Origin of the sequence: Eggerthella timonensis (genome assembly GCF_900184265.1) — a bacterium.
GTDB classification, from domain to species: domain Bacteria; phylum Actinomycetota; class Coriobacteriia; order Coriobacteriales; family Eggerthellaceae; genus Eggerthella; species Eggerthella timonensis.
The window spans coordinates 3,353,396-3,372,888 of sequence record NZ_FXXA01000002.1 but is presented as its reverse complement, the minus strand read 5'-3'; the positions used below and the strand labels follow the sequence as shown (position 1 = coordinate 3,372,888).

The 19,493-nt window shown below is 68.4% G+C and carries 18 protein-coding genes; 11 read left to right on the top strand and 7 right to left on the bottom strand.

All coding sequences use genetic code 11. From position 1 onward, the window contains the following. Positions 1-2: 2 nt before the first annotated feature. Positions 3-803 (bottom strand): pyrroline-5-carboxylate reductase, encoded by an 801-nt coding sequence (gene proC / locus C1A15_RS14375; protein ID WP_101723197.1) that lies wholly within the window; start codon positions 801-803, stop codon positions 3-5. 175 nt (positions 804-978) lie between these two features. Between proC and C1A15_RS14370 the strand changes: the two genes are divergently transcribed. Then, positions 979-1,572: a hypothetical protein gene (locus C1A15_RS14370; protein ID WP_101723196.1), complete on the top strand. Its 594-nt coding sequence runs from the start codon at positions 979-981 to the stop codon at positions 1,570-1,572. Positions 1,573-1,626: 54 nt separating this feature from the next. On the opposite strand, the gene C1A15_RS14365 is transcribed toward C1A15_RS14370, so the two are convergent. Continuing rightward, positions 1,627-2,616 carry a bile acid:sodium symporter family protein gene (locus C1A15_RS14365; protein WP_101723195.1) on the bottom strand — a complete coding sequence of 330 codons (990 nt, stop codon included), beginning with the start codon at positions 2,614-2,616 and terminating at the stop codon, positions 1,627-1,629. Between the two features lie 276 nt (positions 2,617-2,892). Between C1A15_RS14365 and C1A15_RS14360 the strand changes: the two genes are divergently transcribed. From C1A15_RS14360 to C1A15_RS14340, 5 genes are all read left to right on the top strand, one after another. Beyond that, positions 2,893-3,645 (top strand): M23 family metallopeptidase, encoded by a 753-nt coding sequence (locus tag C1A15_RS14360; RefSeq protein WP_101723194.1) that lies wholly within the window; start codon positions 2,893-2,895, stop codon positions 3,643-3,645. A gap of 208 nt (positions 3,646-3,853) precedes the next feature. Continuing rightward, complete coding sequence (locus C1A15_RS14355; RefSeq protein WP_101723193.1) at positions 3,854-4,357, top strand: RNA polymerase sigma factor; 504 nt, start codon at positions 3,854-3,856, stop codon at positions 4,355-4,357. Further along, complete coding sequence (locus C1A15_RS14350) at positions 4,354-5,157, top strand: hypothetical protein (RefSeq protein ID WP_101723192.1); 804 nt, start codon at positions 4,354-4,356, stop codon at positions 5,155-5,157. Before C1A15_RS14355 ends, C1A15_RS14350 begins: the two co-directional genes overlap by 4 nt. A 96-nt stretch (positions 5,158-5,253) precedes the next feature. After that, positions 5,254-6,135 carry an ABC transporter ATP-binding protein gene (locus tag C1A15_RS14345; RefSeq protein WP_101723191.1) on the top strand — a complete coding sequence of 294 codons (882 nt, stop codon included), beginning with the start codon at positions 5,254-5,256 and terminating at the stop codon, positions 6,133-6,135. Between the two features lie 167 nt (positions 6,136-6,302). Beyond that, on the top strand, positions 6,303-7,568 hold the full coding sequence (locus C1A15_RS14340; protein ID WP_101723190.1) for an ABC transporter permease: 1,266 nt from the start codon (positions 6,303-6,305) through the stop codon (positions 7,566-7,568). A gap of 273 nt (positions 7,569-7,841) precedes the next feature. Here C1A15_RS14340 and sufU read toward each other — a convergent pair whose 3' ends face one another. Genes sufU through sufC form a run of 5 tightly spaced genes read right to left on the bottom strand, consistent with a single transcriptional unit; the run spans position 7,842 to position 12,961 of the window. Beyond that, on the bottom strand, positions 7,842-8,276 hold the full coding sequence (sufU, locus tag C1A15_RS14335; protein WP_101723189.1) for a Fe-S cluster assembly sulfur transfer protein SufU: 435 nt from the start codon (positions 8,274-8,276) through the stop codon (positions 7,842-7,844). Next, a complete protein-coding gene (locus tag C1A15_RS14330; RefSeq protein ID WP_101723188.1) occupies positions 8,269-9,513 on the bottom strand; it encodes an aminotransferase class V-fold PLP-dependent enzyme in 1,245 nt (414 codons plus the stop codon). Before C1A15_RS14330 ends, sufU begins: the two co-directional genes overlap by 8 nt. After that, positions 9,510-10,769: a SufB/SufD family protein gene (locus tag C1A15_RS14325; protein WP_101723187.1), complete on the bottom strand. Its 1,260-nt coding sequence runs from the start codon at positions 10,767-10,769 to the stop codon at positions 9,510-9,512. The genes C1A15_RS14330 and C1A15_RS14325 overlap by 4 nt, the downstream gene beginning before the upstream one ends. Further along, positions 10,769-12,184 (bottom strand): Fe-S cluster assembly protein SufB, encoded by a 1,416-nt coding sequence (sufB, locus tag C1A15_RS14320; protein ID WP_101723186.1) that lies wholly within the window; start codon positions 12,182-12,184, stop codon positions 10,769-10,771. The genes C1A15_RS14325 and sufB overlap by 1 nt, the downstream gene beginning before the upstream one ends. 9 nt (positions 12,185-12,193) lie before the next feature. Continuing rightward, positions 12,194-12,961 carry a Fe-S cluster assembly ATPase SufC gene (gene sufC / locus C1A15_RS14315; RefSeq protein WP_101723185.1) on the bottom strand — a complete coding sequence of 256 codons (768 nt, stop codon included), beginning with the start codon at positions 12,959-12,961 and terminating at the stop codon, positions 12,194-12,196. A gap of 527 nt (positions 12,962-13,488) precedes the next feature. Here sufC and C1A15_RS14310 point away from each other — a divergent pair. The 5 genes from C1A15_RS14310 to C1A15_RS14290 all read left to right on the top strand — a co-directional run bounded on the left by C1A15_RS14310 (position 13,489) and on the right by C1A15_RS14290 (position 19,470). Then, positions 13,489-13,923, top strand: coding sequence for an RrF2 family transcriptional regulator (locus C1A15_RS14310; protein ID WP_101723184.1), 435 nt, complete (start codon positions 13,489-13,491; stop codon positions 13,921-13,923). 117 nt (positions 13,924-14,040) lie between these two features. Further along, positions 14,041-15,537, top strand: a complete 1,497-nt coding sequence (locus C1A15_RS14305) for a phytoene desaturase family protein (RefSeq protein ID WP_101723183.1) — start codon at positions 14,041-14,043, stop codon at positions 15,535-15,537. After that, positions 15,521-16,402 (top strand): phytoene/squalene synthase family protein, encoded by an 882-nt coding sequence (locus tag C1A15_RS14300; RefSeq protein WP_245865038.1) that lies wholly within the window; start codon positions 15,521-15,523, stop codon positions 16,400-16,402. The genes C1A15_RS14305 and C1A15_RS14300 overlap by 17 nt, the downstream gene beginning before the upstream one ends. After that, positions 16,399-17,877, top strand: a complete 1,479-nt coding sequence (locus C1A15_RS14295) for a DUF92 domain-containing protein (protein ID WP_101723182.1) — start codon at positions 16,399-16,401, stop codon at positions 17,875-17,877. Before C1A15_RS14300 ends, C1A15_RS14295 begins: the two co-directional genes overlap by 4 nt. Before the next feature lie 468 nt (positions 17,878-18,345). Then, a complete protein-coding gene (locus C1A15_RS14290; protein WP_101723181.1) occupies positions 18,346-19,470 on the top strand; it encodes a hypothetical protein in 1,125 nt (374 codons plus the stop codon). The last annotated feature ends 23 nt before the right edge of the window (positions 19,471-19,493 follow it).

Here is a 19,493-nt window from a genome sequence, read left to right as displayed (position 1 = left end):
CTCTACTCGCCTTCGATGGCGTCGATGGCGTCGATCACGCAGCCGCGGAAGCCGTCCTTCTCGAGCGCGGCCACGCCCTTGATGGTGGTGCCGCCCGGCGAGCAGACGGCGTCTTTCATCGCGCCGGGGTGCGTGCCGGTTTCCAGATGCAGCTTGGCAGTGCCCATCATCATCTGCGCCGCGAGGCGGTAGGCGGTTGCGCGCGGCAGGCCGTGCTTCACGCCGGCGTCGCCGAGGGCCTCCAGGAACATCGCGGCGAACGCGGGGCCGCAGCCGGCGATGGAGCTGGCCGTGGACAGCAGCTTGCCGTCGACCCACTCGATGAGGGCGATCTGGCCGAACAGGTTCTCGAACGTTTTCAGCTCCTCGTCGGTGAGCGAGTGGCGCTGCTCGCAGGCCACCACGCCCGCGCCCACGGCGATGGGCGTGTTGGGGATGGTGCTGAGATGGCGGCTGTTCGGGGCGAGGATGCCCTCGTAGAACGCGAAGTCGCGCCCGGCGGCCACCGAGATCACGGCCTTGTCGGCCAGCAGGTCGCGCACCGGCTCCACCACCTGTTCGATGAGGTAGGGCTTCACCGCGAGGATGACGAAGTCGCTCGCCTCCACCACCTCGCGCGCCTCGCGGTAGGCGTTCACGCCGAGCTTCTCGGCCGTCGCCTGCAGCTTGTCGAAATGCCCGGCGCACGCGTGGATATGCTCGCCCGAAAGCGCGCCCGAGTTCACGAGGCCCTGCGCCATCGCCTGGGCCATGTTGCCGAACCCGATGAAGCCGAGCTCGATGCTGCTTGCTGTGTCCGTCATGCTGGAGTCCTTCCGTCGCGACGCGTTTTTTGCTGGGTTGATTGTACGCTACCGGCAGCCCCCGGCCAAACGGCGATTGATGACGGGTGCGAAACCGAAGGCGCGGTTCCCTTCCAGCCGGCGTGCGTGGGCGCTAAGCTTTCGGCATGCAATCCGTCGCGACGAAGGAGCTCGCATGCCTGACGCCCATATCGAAGTTCCGGGAACGCTCGTCGGCGGGCACGTGTGCCTGGCGGTGTGCGCCGCGCTGTACTTGGCGTGGTGGTGGATATTCTTCAACCCGGCCCTGCCGAAGGCGACGGGTGCGCTGTACGCGGTGGGCGTAGGGTGCATCGTGGGAGCGGTGCTGTTCGGGATAGCGGCCGTCGTGCTGATCGGGATGGGGTTGGGGGCGTTCGCAGGCGCGTCGGCGGAAGCCGTCGTTCCCGGTTGGGCGTTCGCTGTGGGCGGAGTCGTCGCGTACTTCGGGTTGGCGTACGTCACGACGCGCTTCTTCCAGCGCCCGGTGACCACCGAGCTGCTGCTGTTCGTTCTATGGGCCGCGCTCGAGCTGGCCGTGGTGAACGCGCTTGCGGGCGTCGGCGCGGTTGAGCCAGGATTAACCGTAGTGCTCGCCGTGGCCGTCGCGGTGCTGTTCGTCGGATGCCTCGTGTGCTACGTGCTGTACTTCCGCCTGCCGCCGATGCCCTCGTTCGTGGACGGCGCGCTGCCGCTTGCGGCCGTCGGCGTGTTGGCCGCCGTCATGGCGGCGCTCATCGCCCGTATGTAAGAAAAGGGGCGCGAGCCGAAGCCCGCGCCCCTTGTGCGAATTCGATGCCGTACGCTATGCGGCGGCTTGCTCGGCTTCCTCGGAATCGTCCGCTTCGTCGGCATCCTTGTCGGCCGAGCGGGCGAGGATGTTCGCGTACACCGCGCCGGAGATGTTGTGCCACACGCTGAACACGGCGCCGGGCACTGCGGCCAGCGGCATGCTGGCGAAGTGCACCGTGGCGAGCGAGGTGGCCAGGCCGGAGTTCTGCATGCCCACCTCGATGGACAGCGTGCGCATCTGGGCCTTCGACAGGCGCAGCGCGCGTCCGGTGAGGTATCCCAGCGCGTAGCCCAGCACGTTGTGCAGCATGACCACCACGATGATAAGCGGCCCAACCGTCAGCAGCTTCGCCTGGTTGGCGGCCACCACGGCCATGATGATGAGCGAGATGCCCGTCACCGACACGAGCGGCAGCACCGCCGAGGCGGCTTCGGATGCCTTCGAGAAGAAGTAGTTGATGAGAAAGCCCAGCGCGATGGGCACGAGCACCACCTGCACGATGGACAGGAACATGTCCAGCACGTTCACGTCCACGGTCTGGCCGGCGAACAGCAGCACGAGCAGCGGCGTGACGATAGGCGCCATGATGGTGGTGCATGCGGTCATGCCCACCGACAGCGCCACGTCGCCTTTCGCCAGGTACGTCATGACGTTGGAGCTGGTGCCGCCGGGGCACGAGCCCACGAGGATCACGCCTACGGCCAGCTCGGGTGGCAGCTGGAACACCATCGTCAGCAGGAAGGCCAGCACCGGCATGATGACGAACTGGGCCAGGATGCCCACGATGACGGCCTTCGGCTTCGTGAACACCACCTTGAAGTCGGCAAGCTTGAGGGTCATGCCCATGCCGAACATCACGACGCCCAGCAAGATGTTCACGTAGCTGGTCTTCACGACGGCGGACACGGGGCCGGGAAAGACCAAGGCGATAATCGCGACCGCAAGCGCGATGATCGCCATGTACTTTCCCGCGAAGTCGCTGATCTTGGTAAGCGTCTTCACAAGGGTTCCTTTCTCGAACGGTGACAGGGTTGGGAAAGTATACCGCTGTTGTGGGCGATAGGCGAGGCCGGCATTGCGGACGTGCGGGCGATGTCGGGCGAAGGCGACTTGTCGCAGCAATGTTCTTTGTTGCTAGAAGCGATTGGCGACAAAAAACGTTGCCTGCTGTCAAAGCAGCGTGTCCTGTTGATATAGTGTGAGTCTCTGGCAAGCGGCTTCCATGATGAGGAGGCGCCCTTGCAGGCTGTGGTGCGCGGCAGGACGAAAGGGGTAGTCATGGGGAAGGGCGCGTTCTTTCTGCAGGCGGTGAAACAGGCCGGAGGCCTCATGGTCATGGCCGTGCGTTACGGTGGCAGGGAACCCGATAAGCGTACGGGTGCGTCGCTCGCAGAGTACGCGCTGCCGTTTGAGGGCGCATGGACCGTTCTCAACGGCGGCGTTGACAAAGACACCTCGCATTCATGGGGCGTGCTCACCCAACGCTACGCTTACGACTTCGTCGTGCTCGACGAGCAGGGGCGCAGCTGCCGCCCTGACGCCGACCCGGCCGATCCTGCCTCGTACTACTGCTACGGCCTGCCCATCCTGGCGCCTGCCGACGGCGTCGTGGCTGAAGTGGGGACGTCGTGTCCCAACGCGCAGATCATGCTTGATGACACGGTGCATTTCGGCGGAGATGACATACGCGGCAACTACGTAGTGATCGACCAAGGAAACGGCGAGTTCTCCTGCCTGTGCCACCTGAAGCCGGGAGGCGTTCTGGTGGAGGCGGGGCAGCGGGTGAGCTGTGGGCATCGCGTCGGCCTTTGCGGCAGCTCGGGCTGCAGCTCCGAGCCGCACCTGCACTTCCATGTGCAGAAAGGCCAGAGCTTCTATACCTCGCCCGGCGTGCCGGTGCGGTTCGCGGGTGCGACGGCCGTCCCCGCGCCGTGTTACGAGGCGGCCGACCCCCGTCCGGTTCCGCCTGGGGCATACGATGATTTCCCGCCGTTCCTCACGCGCGGCTTGAAGGTGGAAAGCAGCTCGTAGTCGCCGCATTCGTACGCAACCGATCCGATGCGCGCCCTTCGTTGATCGAAGGGCGCGTCCGCATTCTGCGCCTCCTGCGCCTGCGCTGGAACGTGTGCGCGGCACGGCTTCTCCGTGTCGCGCATGCCGCTTCCGAACTTTTTTCCGGCACGCCCGCACCGGTTGCCCGTAGGATTCGTTATAGAGGATAGAGGAGGTGAAGCGGGGCTTGAAGAACAGACTGCGAGACGGCGAGGCGTTCGATCGCTTGGTCGAGGAGCACTACGACGATGTGCTGGCGTACTGCCGACGGCATGCGCCGTCCTACGACGACGCGCCGGATGTGGCGCAGGAAACGTTCCTGCGATTCGTGCGCAGCGGGCGCTCGCCGGGCGAGGGCAAGCCGCTCGCGTACCTGTTCACCATCGCGCGCAACCTCTGCATCGACGCTGCGCGGGTTCGCCGCCTGCCCGTCGGGCCGCTCGATGCGGACGTGCCCGACGGCTCGCTCGATGCGGACCCGGCGGTGGCGATTGCGGGCGGCGAGGTGGGCGCGCTGGTTGAAGCGCTCGATCCCGAGCTGCGCGAGGCGGTGGAGCTGCGCTTCGATCAAGGGTTCAAGGTTGGCGAGATCGCGAGCGTGCTGGGAGTGTCGCGCTTCGCGGTGAACCGGCGGCTCAATCGGGCGCTCGCGGAGTTGCGGCGCGGCTTGGAAGGAAGGAGCGAGGCATGAGCGGCAAAAGCAAGCGGAACGTGGAGCGGGCGCTGCGGGCGCACTATCGCGCCGAGCGCGGCGCTCCGGACGCGGAGGCGAAGGCGGCGACTCTCGCGGCCGTGCGCGCTGCGGTGGCGTTGGAGCGGCCGACGGGCGAGCGGGGTGGCGGGATGACGTTCGCCGGGTTCGTGGCCGTTCAGGCGCGCTTCGTCCACCCGCGCGTGTGGGCAGCGCAGCTTGCGCTCGTGGCGATCATGGCGGCGGTCTGCTTGCCGTCGAGCGGCATGGCGCGCGGCTTCCCGGTCGTCTCGGGTATGCTGGCGGCGGCGACGGTGCTCGTAGGTCTGCCCGACCTGCTGGCCAGCGCCACGCACCGCGTGTCCGAGCTCGAGTACGCCTGCCGCTTCGATTGTCGCGCGGTCGCCTTGGCGCGGCTCATCGTGCTGGGGTGCTCGGACGTGGTGGCGGTCACGGCCATCGCGCTTGCGGCGCCGATCGCGCTGGGAGCCGATCCCTTCGCGTCGCTCGTGCACGCATGCGTGCCCTACTTCCTCGCGTGCGCGGGCGCCCTGCTCGTTGCGCGACGCTTCCCCTCTTCGCAGGCGTTGCCGCTAGCATGCGTGTGGACGCTGCTCGTGATGGCGGGGGCGTATGCGGTGCACGCCCTCGCGCCCGACGCGTACGCCCAGGCGTCGACGTGGGCGTGGGCGCTCGTGGCGGCCGGCTCGCTCGGTTGGGCCGCGCGCGAAGTGCGCACGTGGCTCGGCAGCATCGCGGCCGGCCTCGACGTGTTCGCGCCCGCATCGACGCCCCGATGAGCCCCGCGGGGGCGGTGGCCCGCGCGCACCGCGACTCACGCGAACCCTCGCAGTCCCTCGCGAATCCGACGACCCTACGATGACAAGGAGCATGGCATGGACCTGACGATAGACCGCCTGACCAAGCAGTTCGGATCGAAGATCGCGGTCGACCGCGTGTCGGCCCGGCTCGAGCCCGGCGTGTACGGCCTGCTGGGCGCGAACGGCGCGGGCAAGACCACCCTCATGCGCATGGTGTGCGACGTGCTGCGCCCCACCTCCGGCGAGATCCGCTTCGACGGCCGCGACGTGCGCATGCTCGGCGACGAGTACCGCGCCTGCCTCGGCTACCTCCCGCAGGATTTCGGCTACTACCCCGACTTCACGGCGCTCGACTTCATGTGCTATCTGGCCGCGCTCAAGGGGCTCGACCGCCGCGCGGCGCGCCGCCGCTCGCTCGGGCTGCTGGAGACGGTGGGGCTCGCCGACGTGGCGCGGGCGAAGATCCGCACGTTCTCGGGCGGCATGAAGCAGCGCCTGGGCATCGCGCAGGCCGTGCTGAACGACCCCGCGGTGCTCGTGCTCGACGAGCCGACGGCCGGCCTCGATCCGAAGGAGCGCGTGCGGTTCCGCAACCTCATCGCCAGCTTCGCGCAAGACAAGATCGTCATCCTGTCCACGCACATCGTGTCGGACATCGAGTACGTCGCCGATGAGATCCTCGTCATGCGCGCCGGCTCCTTCATCATGCAGGGCGCGCCGACGGACATCGTCGCGGCGGTGACGGGCAAGGTGTGGGAGTGCCATGTGGATGCGCGGCGCGCCGACGATCTGGCGGCTACGAACTGCGTGAGCAACGTCCACTACGCCGCGGACGGCCATGCGGTGGCGCGCGTCGTGGCCGACGAGCCGCCCGTGGCCGGCGCGCGGCCGCTCGAGCCTGCGCTGGAGGATGTGTACCTGTACGTGTTCCGCGACGAGGCGGTTCCGCTGTCCTGACTGACAGCGGAACATGCCGACGCTGCGAAGCGTCGATGCGCCCGACCTCGCCTCTTTTTCGCTTGCCCTCACGTGCGGAAGCATGCTCGGCCGCGAAACGAAGCGATCTCGGGCACCTCGACGCTTCTCGCTGACTTTTATTCAACTGGTGGGAGAAGGAATATACCATGTTTGATCTGGTGAGATTCGAGCTCAAGAAGTTGCTCGTACGCCGTACGTCGTTCATCGCCTGCGCGGGCATCCTCGTGATGCTGTGCGGGATCATGACGCTCAACATCGTGCAGACGAAGACGGCGTCCGACACGGGAGAGGTGCTGAACGGCACCGCCGCCATCGCGTACCAGAAGGAGAAGGCCGCCTCGCACGAAGGCGTGCTGAGCGTCGAGCGCGTGCAGGACGAGGTGGCCGCGTACAAGGAACTCGCGTTCTCGAAGGTGGACCCTGCCGACGTGAGCGGGCTCAGCGACGAGGCGGCGTACGCGCTCATGAAGCAGGCGTACGACGAGGACGAGTTCCGCGCGATCTACGACACCTACTATACCTACCTGTTCTCGCCGTGGAAGGCGGGCGCGCTCGAGCCGTACCAGGTGGCGGCCCAGCTCGACGACGGCGCTGCCGACGGGTTCTACGGAGCGATCGCCGACAAGCTGCAGCGCACGCTCGATGACGGCATGGGCGGCACCTGGACGTACTCCGACGCCGAGCGCGCGTACTGGACGGAGAAGCAGGCGGCAGTGGGCGAGCCGCTCGCATACGGGTACGCGGGCGGTTGGGGCGACGTGCTGGCGTGCATCGGGTTCTTCGCCTTCGCGATGGTGGCCGTCTGCGTGGCGCTCACGCCCGTGTTCGCGGGGGAGTACCAGGATCGCACCGATGCCGTGCTTCTGGCCGCGCGTTACGGGCGTTCGAAGCTCGTCGCAGCGAAGATCATCGCGGCGTTCGTCTTCGCCACGGCCTACTTCGCGCTGGCGGCGCTGATCATCATGGGCGCGGCGCTCGCATTCTTCGGCGCTGAGGGCGGGGACCTGCCGGTGCAGGTGCTGTCGCTCGGCATACCCTACGACCTCACGATGGCCGAAGCGACGTGGGTCGCGGTGGGGATCGCCTACCTCATCACCCTCGGCTTCGCGGCGCTCACGCTGTTGCTGTCGTCGAAGCTGCGCTCGCAGCTGGCCATCTTCGTCACCTGCGCGGCGCTCATCTTCCTGACGGGCATGGTCCCTTCCGGCGGCAACGCCATGCTGTTGCACGCGCTGTACCTGTTCCCTCTCAACGCCCTGGTCGATCAGGTGCTGTTCAACTCGCTCGTGTCGTACCAGGCGGGCCCGTTCGTGGTGGACCTCGTGGGCTTGCTCGTGGGCGTCTACGCGCTCGTGCTGGTCGTGTGCGTGCCCCTGGCCGCGAGGGCTTTCAGGAGGCACCAGGTGGTGTAACGGAGAAGCGGGGGCGCTTCGCGCGCGAGGCGCCCCCGCAGCTGGCAACCCTAGAGGAAAGTCGATGCGGATCTGCAAGTTTTGGCAAGTTCGAGCCGAAATGCGAGCTTTTCAGGGTACCTGAACAAGAGCGGGCATCCCTGGCTTTTACATTATGCCTGATCACGGTTTTGCGAAGGCGTATGATATTCGTTCGAGGATAGCCAAGACGGCGCGAACTTGCCAGAATTGCACGGTGTCATCTGAACGGCCTCGTATGTCGCGACGCTCGCCCTACGCCTTGTCCAGCTGCTGGTCGAGCAGCTTCTCCAGCGTCCTCCAGGCCAGCTCGGCGCACTTGACGCGGGCGGGCATGCGGGAGATGGTCGCCAGCTCGGCGGCCTCGTCGAGGTCGGCACGCTCCTCGTCGGTGAGCGGGCGGCCCTTGATCATGTCGAGGTAGAGGCCGGTCAGGCGCCGCGCTTCGTCGACCGTCTCGCCGGTGACGAGGTCGGCCATCATGTCGGCGGCGGCCTGGCTCACGGCGCAGCCGTGGCCGGTGAAAGCGGCCTCCTCGATCACGTCGCCCCTCAGGCGCAGCGCCAGCGTCAGCTCGTCGCCGCAGCTGGGGTTCACGCCGTCGTGGGTGCACGTGGGCTCGTCCATCTCGTACTTGTAGTCGGGATGCGCGTTGTGCTCCATGAGCGCCGCAGTGTAGATGCTAGCCATTGAAGGTCCTCCAAACGGTGTCCAAGCCGGCGATGAGCGCATCGATGTCGCCCTCGTCGTTGTAGAACGCAAGCGAGGCGCGGCAGCACGATTCCACCCCGAGCCACGCGAGCAAGGGCTGGGCGCAGTGATGTCCGGCGCGGATGGCCACGTTGCGCTCGTCGAGGATGCTCGCCACGTCGTGCGGGTGGATGCCGCGCACGTTGAAGCTGATGGCGCCGTGGTGCTGCTCCGGGTCCGGGTGGCCGATGATCTCGAGGTAGGGCAGCGCCGTCATGCGCTCCATGGCCGTGCGCACGAGCGCCTGCTCGCGCGCCTGCAGCGCGTCCCAGCCGATGCCCTCGAGGTAGCCGAGCGCAGCGGCGGTGCCCACGATGCCGGCGGCGTCCTGCGTGCCGGCCTCGAACTTCTCGGGCACCGGCGCCCATACGGCCTCGTCCTGCGTGACCGACGAGATCATCTCGCCGCCCGTGAGGAAGGGCGGCATGGCCTCGAGCAGCGCGAACGAGCCCCACAGCACGCCCACGCCGAAGGGACCGAGCGCCTTGTGCGCCGAGAACGCGAAGAAATCGCAGCCGAGCTCCTGCACGTCGACCGGCATGTGCGGCACCGATTGCGCACCGTCCACCACGAGGTAGCCGCCGTGCGCGTGCACGCGTTCGGCCATGGCGGTGACGGGGTTCTCGATGCCGAGGACGTTCGACACCTGGGCGGCGGCGACGATCTTCGTGCGCGGGCCGATCTTCGCGTCGAGCTCCGCCTCCGAGATCACGCCGTTCTCGTCGGGGAACAGGTACACGAGGCGCGCGCCCGCGGCGCGGCACGCCTGCTGCCAGGGGATGAGGTTCGAGTGGTGCTCCATGATGGTGATGCACACCTCGTCGCCCGGCTCGAGCACGGTGGGGGCGAACGCGTGCGCCACGAGGTTGAGCGCCTCGCTCGCGTTGCGGGTGAACACGATCTCGCGCGCATCGGCAGCGCCGATGAAGCGCGCGATATGGGCGCGCGCTTCATCGATGGCTTCGGTGGCCTCCACCGACAGGCGGTACAGGCCGCGCAGCGCGTTCGCGTTCATGGTCTCGTAGAAGTCGCGCTGCGCGTCGAGGGCGACGGCAGGGCGCTGGGCGGTTGCCGCGCTGTCGAGGAAGGCGAGGTCGGGGTTGGCCGCCAGCAGGGGGAAATCCTGCTGGTAGGGGTTCTCGGCGATGTCGGCGGGGCCGGTTGCGCGGGTGCTCATCGAGACGCCTCCTCGATCTCTACGCCGCGGGCTGCGGCGAGGCGGGCGACGGCGGCGCAGGTGCGCTCGTCGGGGGCGTTGACGGCCGCTTCCTGGTACGCGGCGGTGACGAACAGGCGCTCGGCGTCGTCGGGGGAGATGCCGCGGCTGGCCAGGTAGAGCAGCTGCTCGGGACGAACGTGGCCGATGGTGGCGCCGTGGTTGCCCGCTACGTCGTCCTCGTCGCAGAGGATGACGGGCACGCTGCGGTTCACGGCGCGCTCGTCGGCCAAGAGCACCGTCTCCTGTTCGGAGCCGACGGAGCCCTTGCAGCCGTGCACGAGCTCGATGGTGCCGCGCAGCGTCTTCTCCGACTGGCCGCCCAGCACGCCGCTGGCGTCGAGGTTGCACACGGTGCGGCGTCCGCGCTGGTGGGCGACGTAGTTGAAGTCGCGTTGCTGGGCGCCGTGCCCCAGATAGCGCGTGCGGATGTCGAGGCGCGCGTCGTCGCCGCGCACGTCGGCGTCGAGCCCCGTGAAGGAGCGGCCCGCGCCCAGCACGGTATGGCTCACCTGCACGCGAGCGCGCTCGTCGAGCACGATGCCCGCGTCGTCGAGGACGATCCAACTGTCGTCGAGCGTCTGCGTGCAGGTGATGTCCACGCGCGCGTCAAGGCCGGCGAACACGCGCAGCCGCGTGCCCACCACGCCCGCGCCCGGATCGGGCGAATCGAGCGCGATGGCGAGGGACAGCGACGATCCCGCGGCGGCCACGACGTCGACGGCGGCCGCGTTGGCCGCGCCGTCCACGCCCTCGACGCGCACCGCGGCGCATGTGCGCTCGCCAGGGCGCGTGGCGAACACGATGGGCTCGCCCGCCACGAACTCGAGGTACTCGCGCGCTTCGTCTCCCATGCCCGTGGCGAACACGTCGCCGGGGGAGAGGTAGCGGTTCTCGAGGGCCTGCTGCTGGTAGAGGGAGAGAGCCCCGTCCTCTATGGCTGTTGCCCCATCCTCCGTGGCTGCAGGGGAAGCTGCCTGGTCGTCAACCTGGTGCGCAGCAGACGTCGGGACGCTCGCAGGCTCGGCGGGGGAAAGCGCGGCCAGGGCGGCGTCGAACGCCCCAGCGTCTCCCCGCAGCCTTTCCTCGCATAGCACTTCCACCTGCTGGGCGGCGCTCAGATCGGCGGGCAGCTCGATGTCCGCGTCGTTCATCTTCAGGCGGTGCCACGTGGGGGCGGGCATCGCGTTCGCGTGTTCTATCGTGAGGGTTCCCATTATCCGATGGCCCCTTCCATTTCGAGCTTGATCAGATTGTTCATTTCCACGGCGTACTCGAGCGGCAGCTCCTTCGACACGGGGTCGGCGAAGCCGTTCACGATCATCGTGCGCGCCTCCTCTTCCGACATGCCGCGGCTCATCAGGTAGAACACCTTGTCGTCGCCGATGCGCCCGATAGTGGCCTCGTGGCCGATGTCCACGTGCTTGCAGCGGATGTCCATGGCCGGGATGGTGTCCGAGCGGCTGAGGTCGTCCAGCATGAGCGACTGGCACGACACGCTGGCGGCGGAGTTCCGCGCGTTCTCGGTGGCCACGATGGACGAGCGGAACGTGGACGTGCCGCCGCCCTTCGAGATGGACTTCGTCTCCACGGTGGCCGACGTGTCGGGCGCGGCCAGCACCACCTTGCAGCCGGTGTCGAGGTTCTGGCCCGCGCCGGCGAACGTGATGCCGGTGAAGCTCGACGTGGACTTCCGGCCGGCCAGGATGGACATGGGGTAGAGGTAGCCCACGTGGCTGCCGAACGACCCGCTGATCCACTCGACGGCGCCGCCTTCCTCCACCACGGCGCGCTTCGTGTTGAGGTTGTACATGTTCTTCGACCAGTTCTCGATCGTGGAATACCGCAGCGAGGCGCGCTTGCCCACGAACAGCTCCACCGCGCCGGCGTGCAGGTTCGCCACGTTGTACTTCGGTGCCGAGCAGCCTTCGATGAAGTGCAGGCTCGCGTCGTCCTCCACGATGATGAGCGTGTGCTCGAACTGCCCCGCGCCCTTCGCGTTCAGGCGGAAGTAGCTTTGCAGGGGGAAGTCCAGCTGCACGCCCTTCGGCACGTACACGAACGAGCCGCCGCTCCACACTGCGCCGTGCAGCGCGGCGAACTTGTGGTCGGAAGGCGGGATGAGCGTCATGAACTTCTCGCGGATGAGCGCCTCCCACTTCGGCTCGCGCAGCGCCTCCTCGATCCCCGAGTAGACGATCCCTAAGTCGGCGGCCGTTTTCTGCATGTTGTGGTACACCAGCTCGGAGTCGTACTGCGCGCCGACGCCGGCCAGGTAGGCGCGCTCGGCCTGCGGTATGCCCAGGCGGTCGAACGTGTTCTTCACGTCGTCGGGGAGGCTGTCCCAGTCGCTCGCCTGCTCGGCGTTCGGCTTCACGTACGTCACGATGTGGTCCATGTCGAGGCCCTCGAGGCCGGGGCCCCAGTCGGGCGCCTCCATGCGCTGGTAGGTGTCGAGCGCCTTCAGGCGGAAGTCGAGCATCCAGGCGGGCTCGTCCTTCTTGGCCGAGATCTCGCGGACGATGTCGGGCGTGAGGCCCGCATCGAGGTAGCGGGAGGCGTCGGTCGCGTCATGCACGTCGTACAGCGTGCGGTCGACGTCTTCGACGTAGGTGCGGAATTCTTTTGGCATGCGGGCCTCCTAGCGCTCGATCTGCTCGAATTGCTCGAAGCCCTGCTCGTCGATGGCGTCGATGAGGGACGCGTCGCCCTCGGCCACCATGCGGCCGCGCACCATGACATGGACGCGGTCGACGTCGAGGTGCTCGAGGATGCGCGTGTTGTGGGTGATCACCACGAGCGCGCCGCCGGTCGAGCGGCGGTACGCGTCGATGCCGCGGGACACCACGCCGAGCGCGTCCACGTCGAGGCCCGAGTCCGTCTCGTCGAGGATGGCCAGCTTGGGAGCGAGCAGCAGCAGCTGCAGCATCTCGAGCTTCTTCTTCTCGCCGCCCGAGAAGCCCACGCCCAGCTCGCGGTCGAGGTAGGCCGGGTCCATGTCCAGCTCGTCGGCCAGCGCGCGCACGTGCTTGCGGAACTGCTTGCCCTTGAGGTCGCCGGCGCCCTCGCGGCCCGCCATCGTGGCGCGCAGGAAGCTGGACAGCGGCACGCCGGGGATCTCGACGGGAGCCTGGAAGCTGAGGAACAGCCCCGCGCGCGAGCGCTTGTCGGGGGAGAGGTCGGTGATGTCCTGACCATCGAACTCGACCGTGCCGCCGTCCACCGTGTAGGCGTTGTCGCCCATGACGACGTGGCCGAGCGTGGACTTGCCCGCGCCGTTCGGGCCCATGATGACATGGGTCTCGCCTGCGCCCACGTCGAGGTCGATGCCGTGCAGGATGGGGGTTTCGTCGGCCGAGGCGGAAAGCCCGCGGACGGAGAGGAGCGTATCGCGCGTCGTGGTCGTCATGTGCCGTGCCTTTCTTTAATCATATAAGTTTGCTAGGATTAAGATAAGGGCAAGCGGGAAATTGTCAAGACTTAATCCTACTTGTTTGCTAGAATTTACGGAAAGCGGTCGAAGCCGCCTTCTTGGCGCGAAGCGTGGCTTGCGGTTCCCGTCTCTATGGCGCGGGAATGCGTTTGCGAGCTGATGCGCGCGTTCTGCGCCGATTCGCGACGGGCGCGACAGGCGCGGTGCGCGATCGGCGCGAAGCGGGACGCGCTGGCCCCACGGCTTTCGTCGCGCCAAAGAAACAGGGCAACCCTACCGCTTCGGCGGCTGCCCCCCTCCTCGGGCCCGCCGCCCGTGGATGGCCGGTTGCGAGAAGGTTGACCGTCTGGCGGGCACGGCACGAACGGATGTTTCACGTGAAACATCCGCAGGGAGGAACGCGGGGTTGCCGCGCAGACGCGCGGGGTCGACGCGCAGACGCGCGGGGTCGACGCGCAGACGCGCGGCGCTCGCGCGCGAAACGGAAACGGAAAGGACGACGGATGCTCGTATCGACAAAAGGGCGCTACGCGCTCAGGCTCATGGTATGCGTGGCGCGCGCCGGCGCGGAGGGCAAGGTCGCCTTGCGCGAGGTGTCGGAGCGCGAGGACATCTCGCTCAAGTACCTCGAGCAGCTCGCCCGCCCGCTCGTGCAGGCGGGCCTGCTGCGCAGCGTGCGCGGCAAGGGCGGCGGCTACGCGCTGGCCCGGGAGGCCGCCGCCATCAAGGCCGGCGACGTGCTGCGCGCCGTCGAGGGGACCACGGCCCCCGTCGCGTGCCTCGACCTGGAGGAGGGCATGGCCTGCCCGCGCGCGGGCGAGTGCAGCACCGTGCGCTTCTGGGCCGGCCTCGATGACGTTATCGAGCGCTACGTGGACGGCGTCACGCTCGCCGACCTGGCCGGCGAGCCCGGCCCCCTGCCCGTCCCTGCAATCTAACGCGGGTGTGACGAGGCCCTAACGAGTTAGATCACGATGACTTCTCCCCTTCGGGGAAGCGATGCGCGCGCCATACAATGACCGGACAGCGTATCGAGGTTCCACCGAAGGAGTTGCATGAAACGGGTTATCGTGATCGGCGCCGGCGTTGCCGGCTTGGCGGCGGCTGTGCGGTTGCAGCATGCCGGATACGAGGTGACGCTCTTCGAGAAGGAGCCGCTCGTCGGCGGCAAGATGAACCAGATCCGCGAGGACGGGTTCACCTTCGACGTGGGGCCGACCATCGTCATGATGCCCGAGCTGTACCGCGAGGTGTTCGAGGCGTGCGGCCGCGATGCGGACGACTACATCCCCATGGAGAAGGTCGAGCCGCTCATGGACATCTCCTTCGGCCCCGACGACCGCATGCGCTTGTCGAACGATCTCTCGTCCATCACCGCAACCGTGGAGGCCATCGGCGAGAAGGACGCGCAGGGCTACTTCGAATACCTCGCGCTGCTGTACAAACGCTACCTCATCGCGAAGGACAACTTCCTGCAGCGTTCGTTTCGCAAACCCTCCGACTTCTACAACCCGAAGAGCCTCGTGGCCGGCCTGCGCCTGCACACGCTCGGCGACGCGTACTCGTCGGTGGCGCGCCACGTGCGCGACGACCGGCTGCGCAAGGCGCTCGCGTTCCAGACGCTCTACATCGGCATCTCGCCGTTCGAGGGGCCGTCGCTGTACATGATCATCCCCATGATCGAGCTCGTGTACGGCGTGTGGTTCATGAAGGGCGGCATGTACACGATGGCGCAGGCGATGGGGAGGCTGTTCCTCGAACAGGGCGGCGACCTGCGCACGTCCACGCCGGTGGAGCGCATCGTGGTGGAGAACGGATGCGCGTGCGGCGTGGAGGCGGGCGGCGCCACGCACTACGCCGACTACCTCGTGTGCGACGCCGACTTCCCGTACGCCATCACGCAGCTCGTGGACGAGGCCGACGCGCGCGGCAAGTACACGCCGCGGAGGATCGAGGAGATGGAGTACTCCTGCTCGTGCTTCATCCTGTACCTCGGCCTGGACAAGCGCTATCCCGCCGATGCCGTGCACTCCATCAGGTTCGCCTCAGACTTCGAGCGCAACATCGACGACATCTTCGACGACGCGCGCTTCCCCGACGACCCGTCGTTCTACTGCTACGCGCCCTCGTCGCTCGACCGTTCGCTCGCGCCCGAGGGCTGCTCGACGCTGTACGTGCTCGTGCCGGTGCCGCCGCTGTCGCCCGCGTCGCCGCGCTGGACGGACGCGGAGGTGGCGCGCTATCGCGACCGGGTGCTCGATCTCATGGAGCGCGAGACGGTGTACGAGGACGTGCGCGACCACATCGTGTTCGAGCGCGCCTACACGCCGCTCGACTTCGCCGAGCGCTTCAACGCCTACGACGGCGCGACGTTCGGCCTGCGGCCGACGCTCGCTCAGAGCAACTACTGGCGGCCGCACAACAAGGCCGCCGACTGCAATCGCCTGTACTTCTGCGGCAGCAGCGTCCACCCGGGCGCGGGCGTGCCCATCGTGCTGATGAGCGCGAAGCTGGCGGTGGAGGAGTTGATGCGCGATGATCGCGTCTCCTAGCGCGTTCGCCGACCGCGCCGACGATTTCGCCTGGTGCGAGAACGTGATCGAACGGAATTCCAACAGCTTCTACCGGGCGTTCTCGCTGCTGCCGGAGCCGAAGCGCCAGAGCGTGTACGCGCTGTACGCGTTCTGCCGCCTGGCCGACGATTGCGTCGACGTCGACGCCAGCGCGGCGAAGCTCGAGCAGGTGAACAACGATCTCACAGGCTTCTTCGCGGGGCGCGTGCCCGACGCGCCGCTGTGGCGCGCGCTCGACGCCGTGTGCTCCCTGTTCGACCTGGAGGCGGCGCCCTTCTTCGATATGCTGGAGGGGCAGCGCCGCGACCTGGCGTTCCGCCAGCCCGAGACGATGGGCGACCTGGAGGAGTACGGCTACTACGTGGCGGGCTCGGTGGGGCTCATGCTGCTGCCGATCCTGCATGCCGGCTCCGAGGTGGACGACGGACTGCGCGACAGCGCGGTGGCGCTCGGCGTGGCCATGCAGCTGACCAACATCCTGCGCGACGTGGGCGAGGATCTGGAAAACGGGCGCGTCTACCTGCCCGTCCGGGTTCTGGAGGCCGCGTCGTACGGGCCGGAGCGCCTGCGCGCGCACGCGGTGGACGGGGCGTTCCGCGACGCATGGGAGGCGGTGGCGCACCGCTCGGAGGAGCTGTACCGGCCCATGGAGCGCGACGTGTTCGCGCTCGACGACGACAGCCGGCTGCCCACGCTGTCGTCGCTGTACCTGTACCGCGGCATCCTGGACGAGGTGCGTGCGGGCGGCTACCAGTGCTTCGAGCGCCGCGCCGCCGTGGGACAGGACGCCGCAGCGCGGCTGGTGGGCGACGCCGTGCGCGCGCTCGAGGAGGGAAGGCGATGATGGAGAGCCTGATCGGCCTGGGCGTTTCGCTCGCGTACGTGCTGGCGGTGCTGGGCGCGTCCAGCCTGGCCGCGCGTCGGGGCGCCACGTCGGAGGCCACCCGCAAGCTCGTGCACATCGCGCTGGGCGGCTGGTGGCTCATCGCGGCGGGGTTCTTCACCTCGGCCGTGTGGGCAGCGGTGCTGCCCGCCACGTTCATCCTCGTGAACGCGTACGCGTACCGTCGGCAGAAGCTGACGTTCATGGGACGCGACGGCGGCGAGGACACGCCGGGCACGGTGTACTACGCCGTGTCGCTGACGGCGCTCGCGCTGTTCTCGTTCGGCATCGGCGCGCCGTACGTGGGCGCGCTCGGCATCTTCTGCATGGCGTTCGGCGACGGGTTCGCCGCCGTGTTCGGCTCGCGGTTCGGGAAGCGGACGATTCCCGGCGCGCCGGGCAAGACCTTCGTGGGAAGCGCGACGATGTTCCTCGCGAGCTTCGCCTCGTGCGCCGCCGTGCTGGTGACGTCCGGCGTGCCGATGGCCACGGGTATCGCGCTCGTGCTGGCGGCGGCGGCCACGCTGCTCGAGCTGTTCTCCGTGGACGGTCTCGACAACCTGTTCGTGCCGCTGGGCGTGTCGGCGCTGTACGCGGCCGCGTTCCTGCCCGCCGCGGCGTACACGCCCGCGCTCGTGGGGCTGCTGCTGTCCGGCGCGGTGGCGCTCGCGTCGTTTCGGTTGCGCCTGCTCACGGTGCCGGGCGGCCTCGGCGCCGTGGCGGTTGGCACGCTCGCGTTCGCCATCGGCGGCTGGCCGCTATGGCTGCTGCTCATGTGGTTCTTCGGCAGCTCGAACATCGCCTCGAAGCTCATGGCGCTGCGGGCCGCGAAGCGCGACGGCGGCGCGCCCGCGTCGCGCAAGCACGGCGGCCCGCGCAAGCTGCGGCAGGTGCTGGCGAACAGCGTGCCGTTCCTCGCGTGCGCGCTGGCCTACACGGCGGTGGGCGACCCGTGGCTGCTCATCCTCGCGTCGGGCGCGCTGGCGGCCAGCACCGCCGACACGTGGGCGTCCGAGGTGGGCGTGTACAGCCGTCGGCCGCCCGTGAACATCCTCACGCGCGAGCCGATGCAGCGCGGGCTGTCGGGCGGCGTGAGCCCGCTCGGGCTCGCGGCCACCGTCGTCGGCGCGACGACCTCGGCGTTTCTGGCCATGCTGCTGTTCCACTCGTTCGGCTACGCGCTGCCCACCGGGCCCGACGCGTTCTTCTTCATCATCGCGTGCGGCATCGTGGGCTCGCTTGTGGACAGCGTGCTGGGCGTGCTCATGCAGGCGAAGTACCGCTGCCCGGGCGACGGCGAGGGCGACCTCGTGGAGACGCCGCCGTGCGGCGCGCAGGCCGCGCTCGTGTCCGGCTATGCCTGGGTGACGAACGACGCCGTGAACCTCATGAGCGGCGTCGCCGTCGTGCTGCTCGGGCTGCTCGTGGTGGTGTAGGGAAGCGCTGTTCCAGCTCCGTCGCGCGCCTCGCGGAGGCCTCGGCGATGTGGGCGAGGCCGGCCCCCGGCGATGTGGCCGAGGGTTGCCCCCGTCGATGTGGACAACGGCCGACTCCCCGACGATGCGGGTGGAGCCCCCCCTCGTCGGGCGAGGCCCCCCGACGATGTGGGTGCAAAACGGCACTCATGACAATGATTTCGCGCGTTCGGCCGCCTCGTCGCTTCGGTAACGCACAAAATCCCAGGTGGCGAAACCGCTATGCCCGTTCCTCGCGCGTTCCTCCCCTTCGGAATTGTCATGGGTGCCGTTTTGCGCCCAACAAGCTGGGTGCGGCGAGGTGCGAGGGTTCTGTGGCTTGCCGGTAACGGTTGGGTGGAGTGCGCAAGGGCTTCATATTCCTCGGGTATGTTCGAGGGGAGAGACCGGCGATGGGCGCCGGCGAGAGCGACGCGAGGAGGACATGCGATGGCGCAACGAGCAAGCGATGGAAAGACCAAAACGGGCGGCCTTTTCGACGATCTATCGTTTGCCCAGGTGATAGCCGGTGCTTTGGCGGCGGTCACCTCCATGCTGCTCGCTTCCCAAATCGGCATCTACGGATCGGTCATCGGCGTGGGCGTCGGCTCCGTGGTTTCGGCCGTGGCGTCCCAGCTGTACAAGAAGTTCCTGCAACGCTCGGCCGACAAGCTGCGCGACCTGCATCCCGGCGAGACGCTGGCGATGGGGGCGAAGGGCGCGAAGGACGGCGAGGGCGCGGGCGCGAAAGGCGATACGGCTCAGGGGTCGCGCGACGGGGCGACCGCGCGGCTCGACGCTGCCGAGACGACGGCGCTGCCGACGGCCTCGTCGCGCTCCCGTTCCCGTACGCCGCGCGTGGACGATGCCTCGCTCGACGGCGACGACGTCGTGCGGCGGGCGCGCGCCGAGCGCCAGCGCAAGAAGAAGTTCAAGCGCGGCGTGGTGATCGTGTCCGTCGTATCGGCGCTGCTGGCCGTGGCGGTGTCGGCGTTCGTCATCGACTTCGTGTCGGCAGGCCAAGGCGTGGGCGCGAAGACCGAGCCCATCCTGCCGTCGCGCAGCCAGTCGGTCGACGATGCGCCGGCCGCTTCGCCCGGCGCCGACGCTTCGTCGGGCTCCTCCTCGTCTGGGACGAAGGACGACGCGTCCAAGGACTCCTCGAAGGACCAGAACAAGGGCTCGTCGGGCGATCAGGGCTCGTCGGGCTCGGGCTCCGGCTCAGGAACCGATTCCGGGTCGAGCTCGGGGTCGGGGTCGTCGGGGTCCGGTTCGTCGTCGGGCTCGGGCTCCGGTTCGGATACGGGGTCGTCGGGTTCGGGCGGCTCCACGGGCTCCGACGGCTCGTCGGGCAGCGGCAGCGGCTCGGGCAGCGGCGATACGGGCTCGGGCGGTGCGACGCCCAACACGGGCAGCGACGGCTCCAGCGGCGGTTCCGGCTCCGGCTCGGGCAGCGCGAGCGGGTCGACGGGCTCCGGAAGCACGGCCGGCTCGACGACGGGCTCCGGCGCGTCCGGCACCCTCGGCTCCGCCCAGCCGGCTGCGGCCGCGACCGCAGGGGCCGCGGCGGCGTAACGGCGCGGCAAAGGGTATACTGG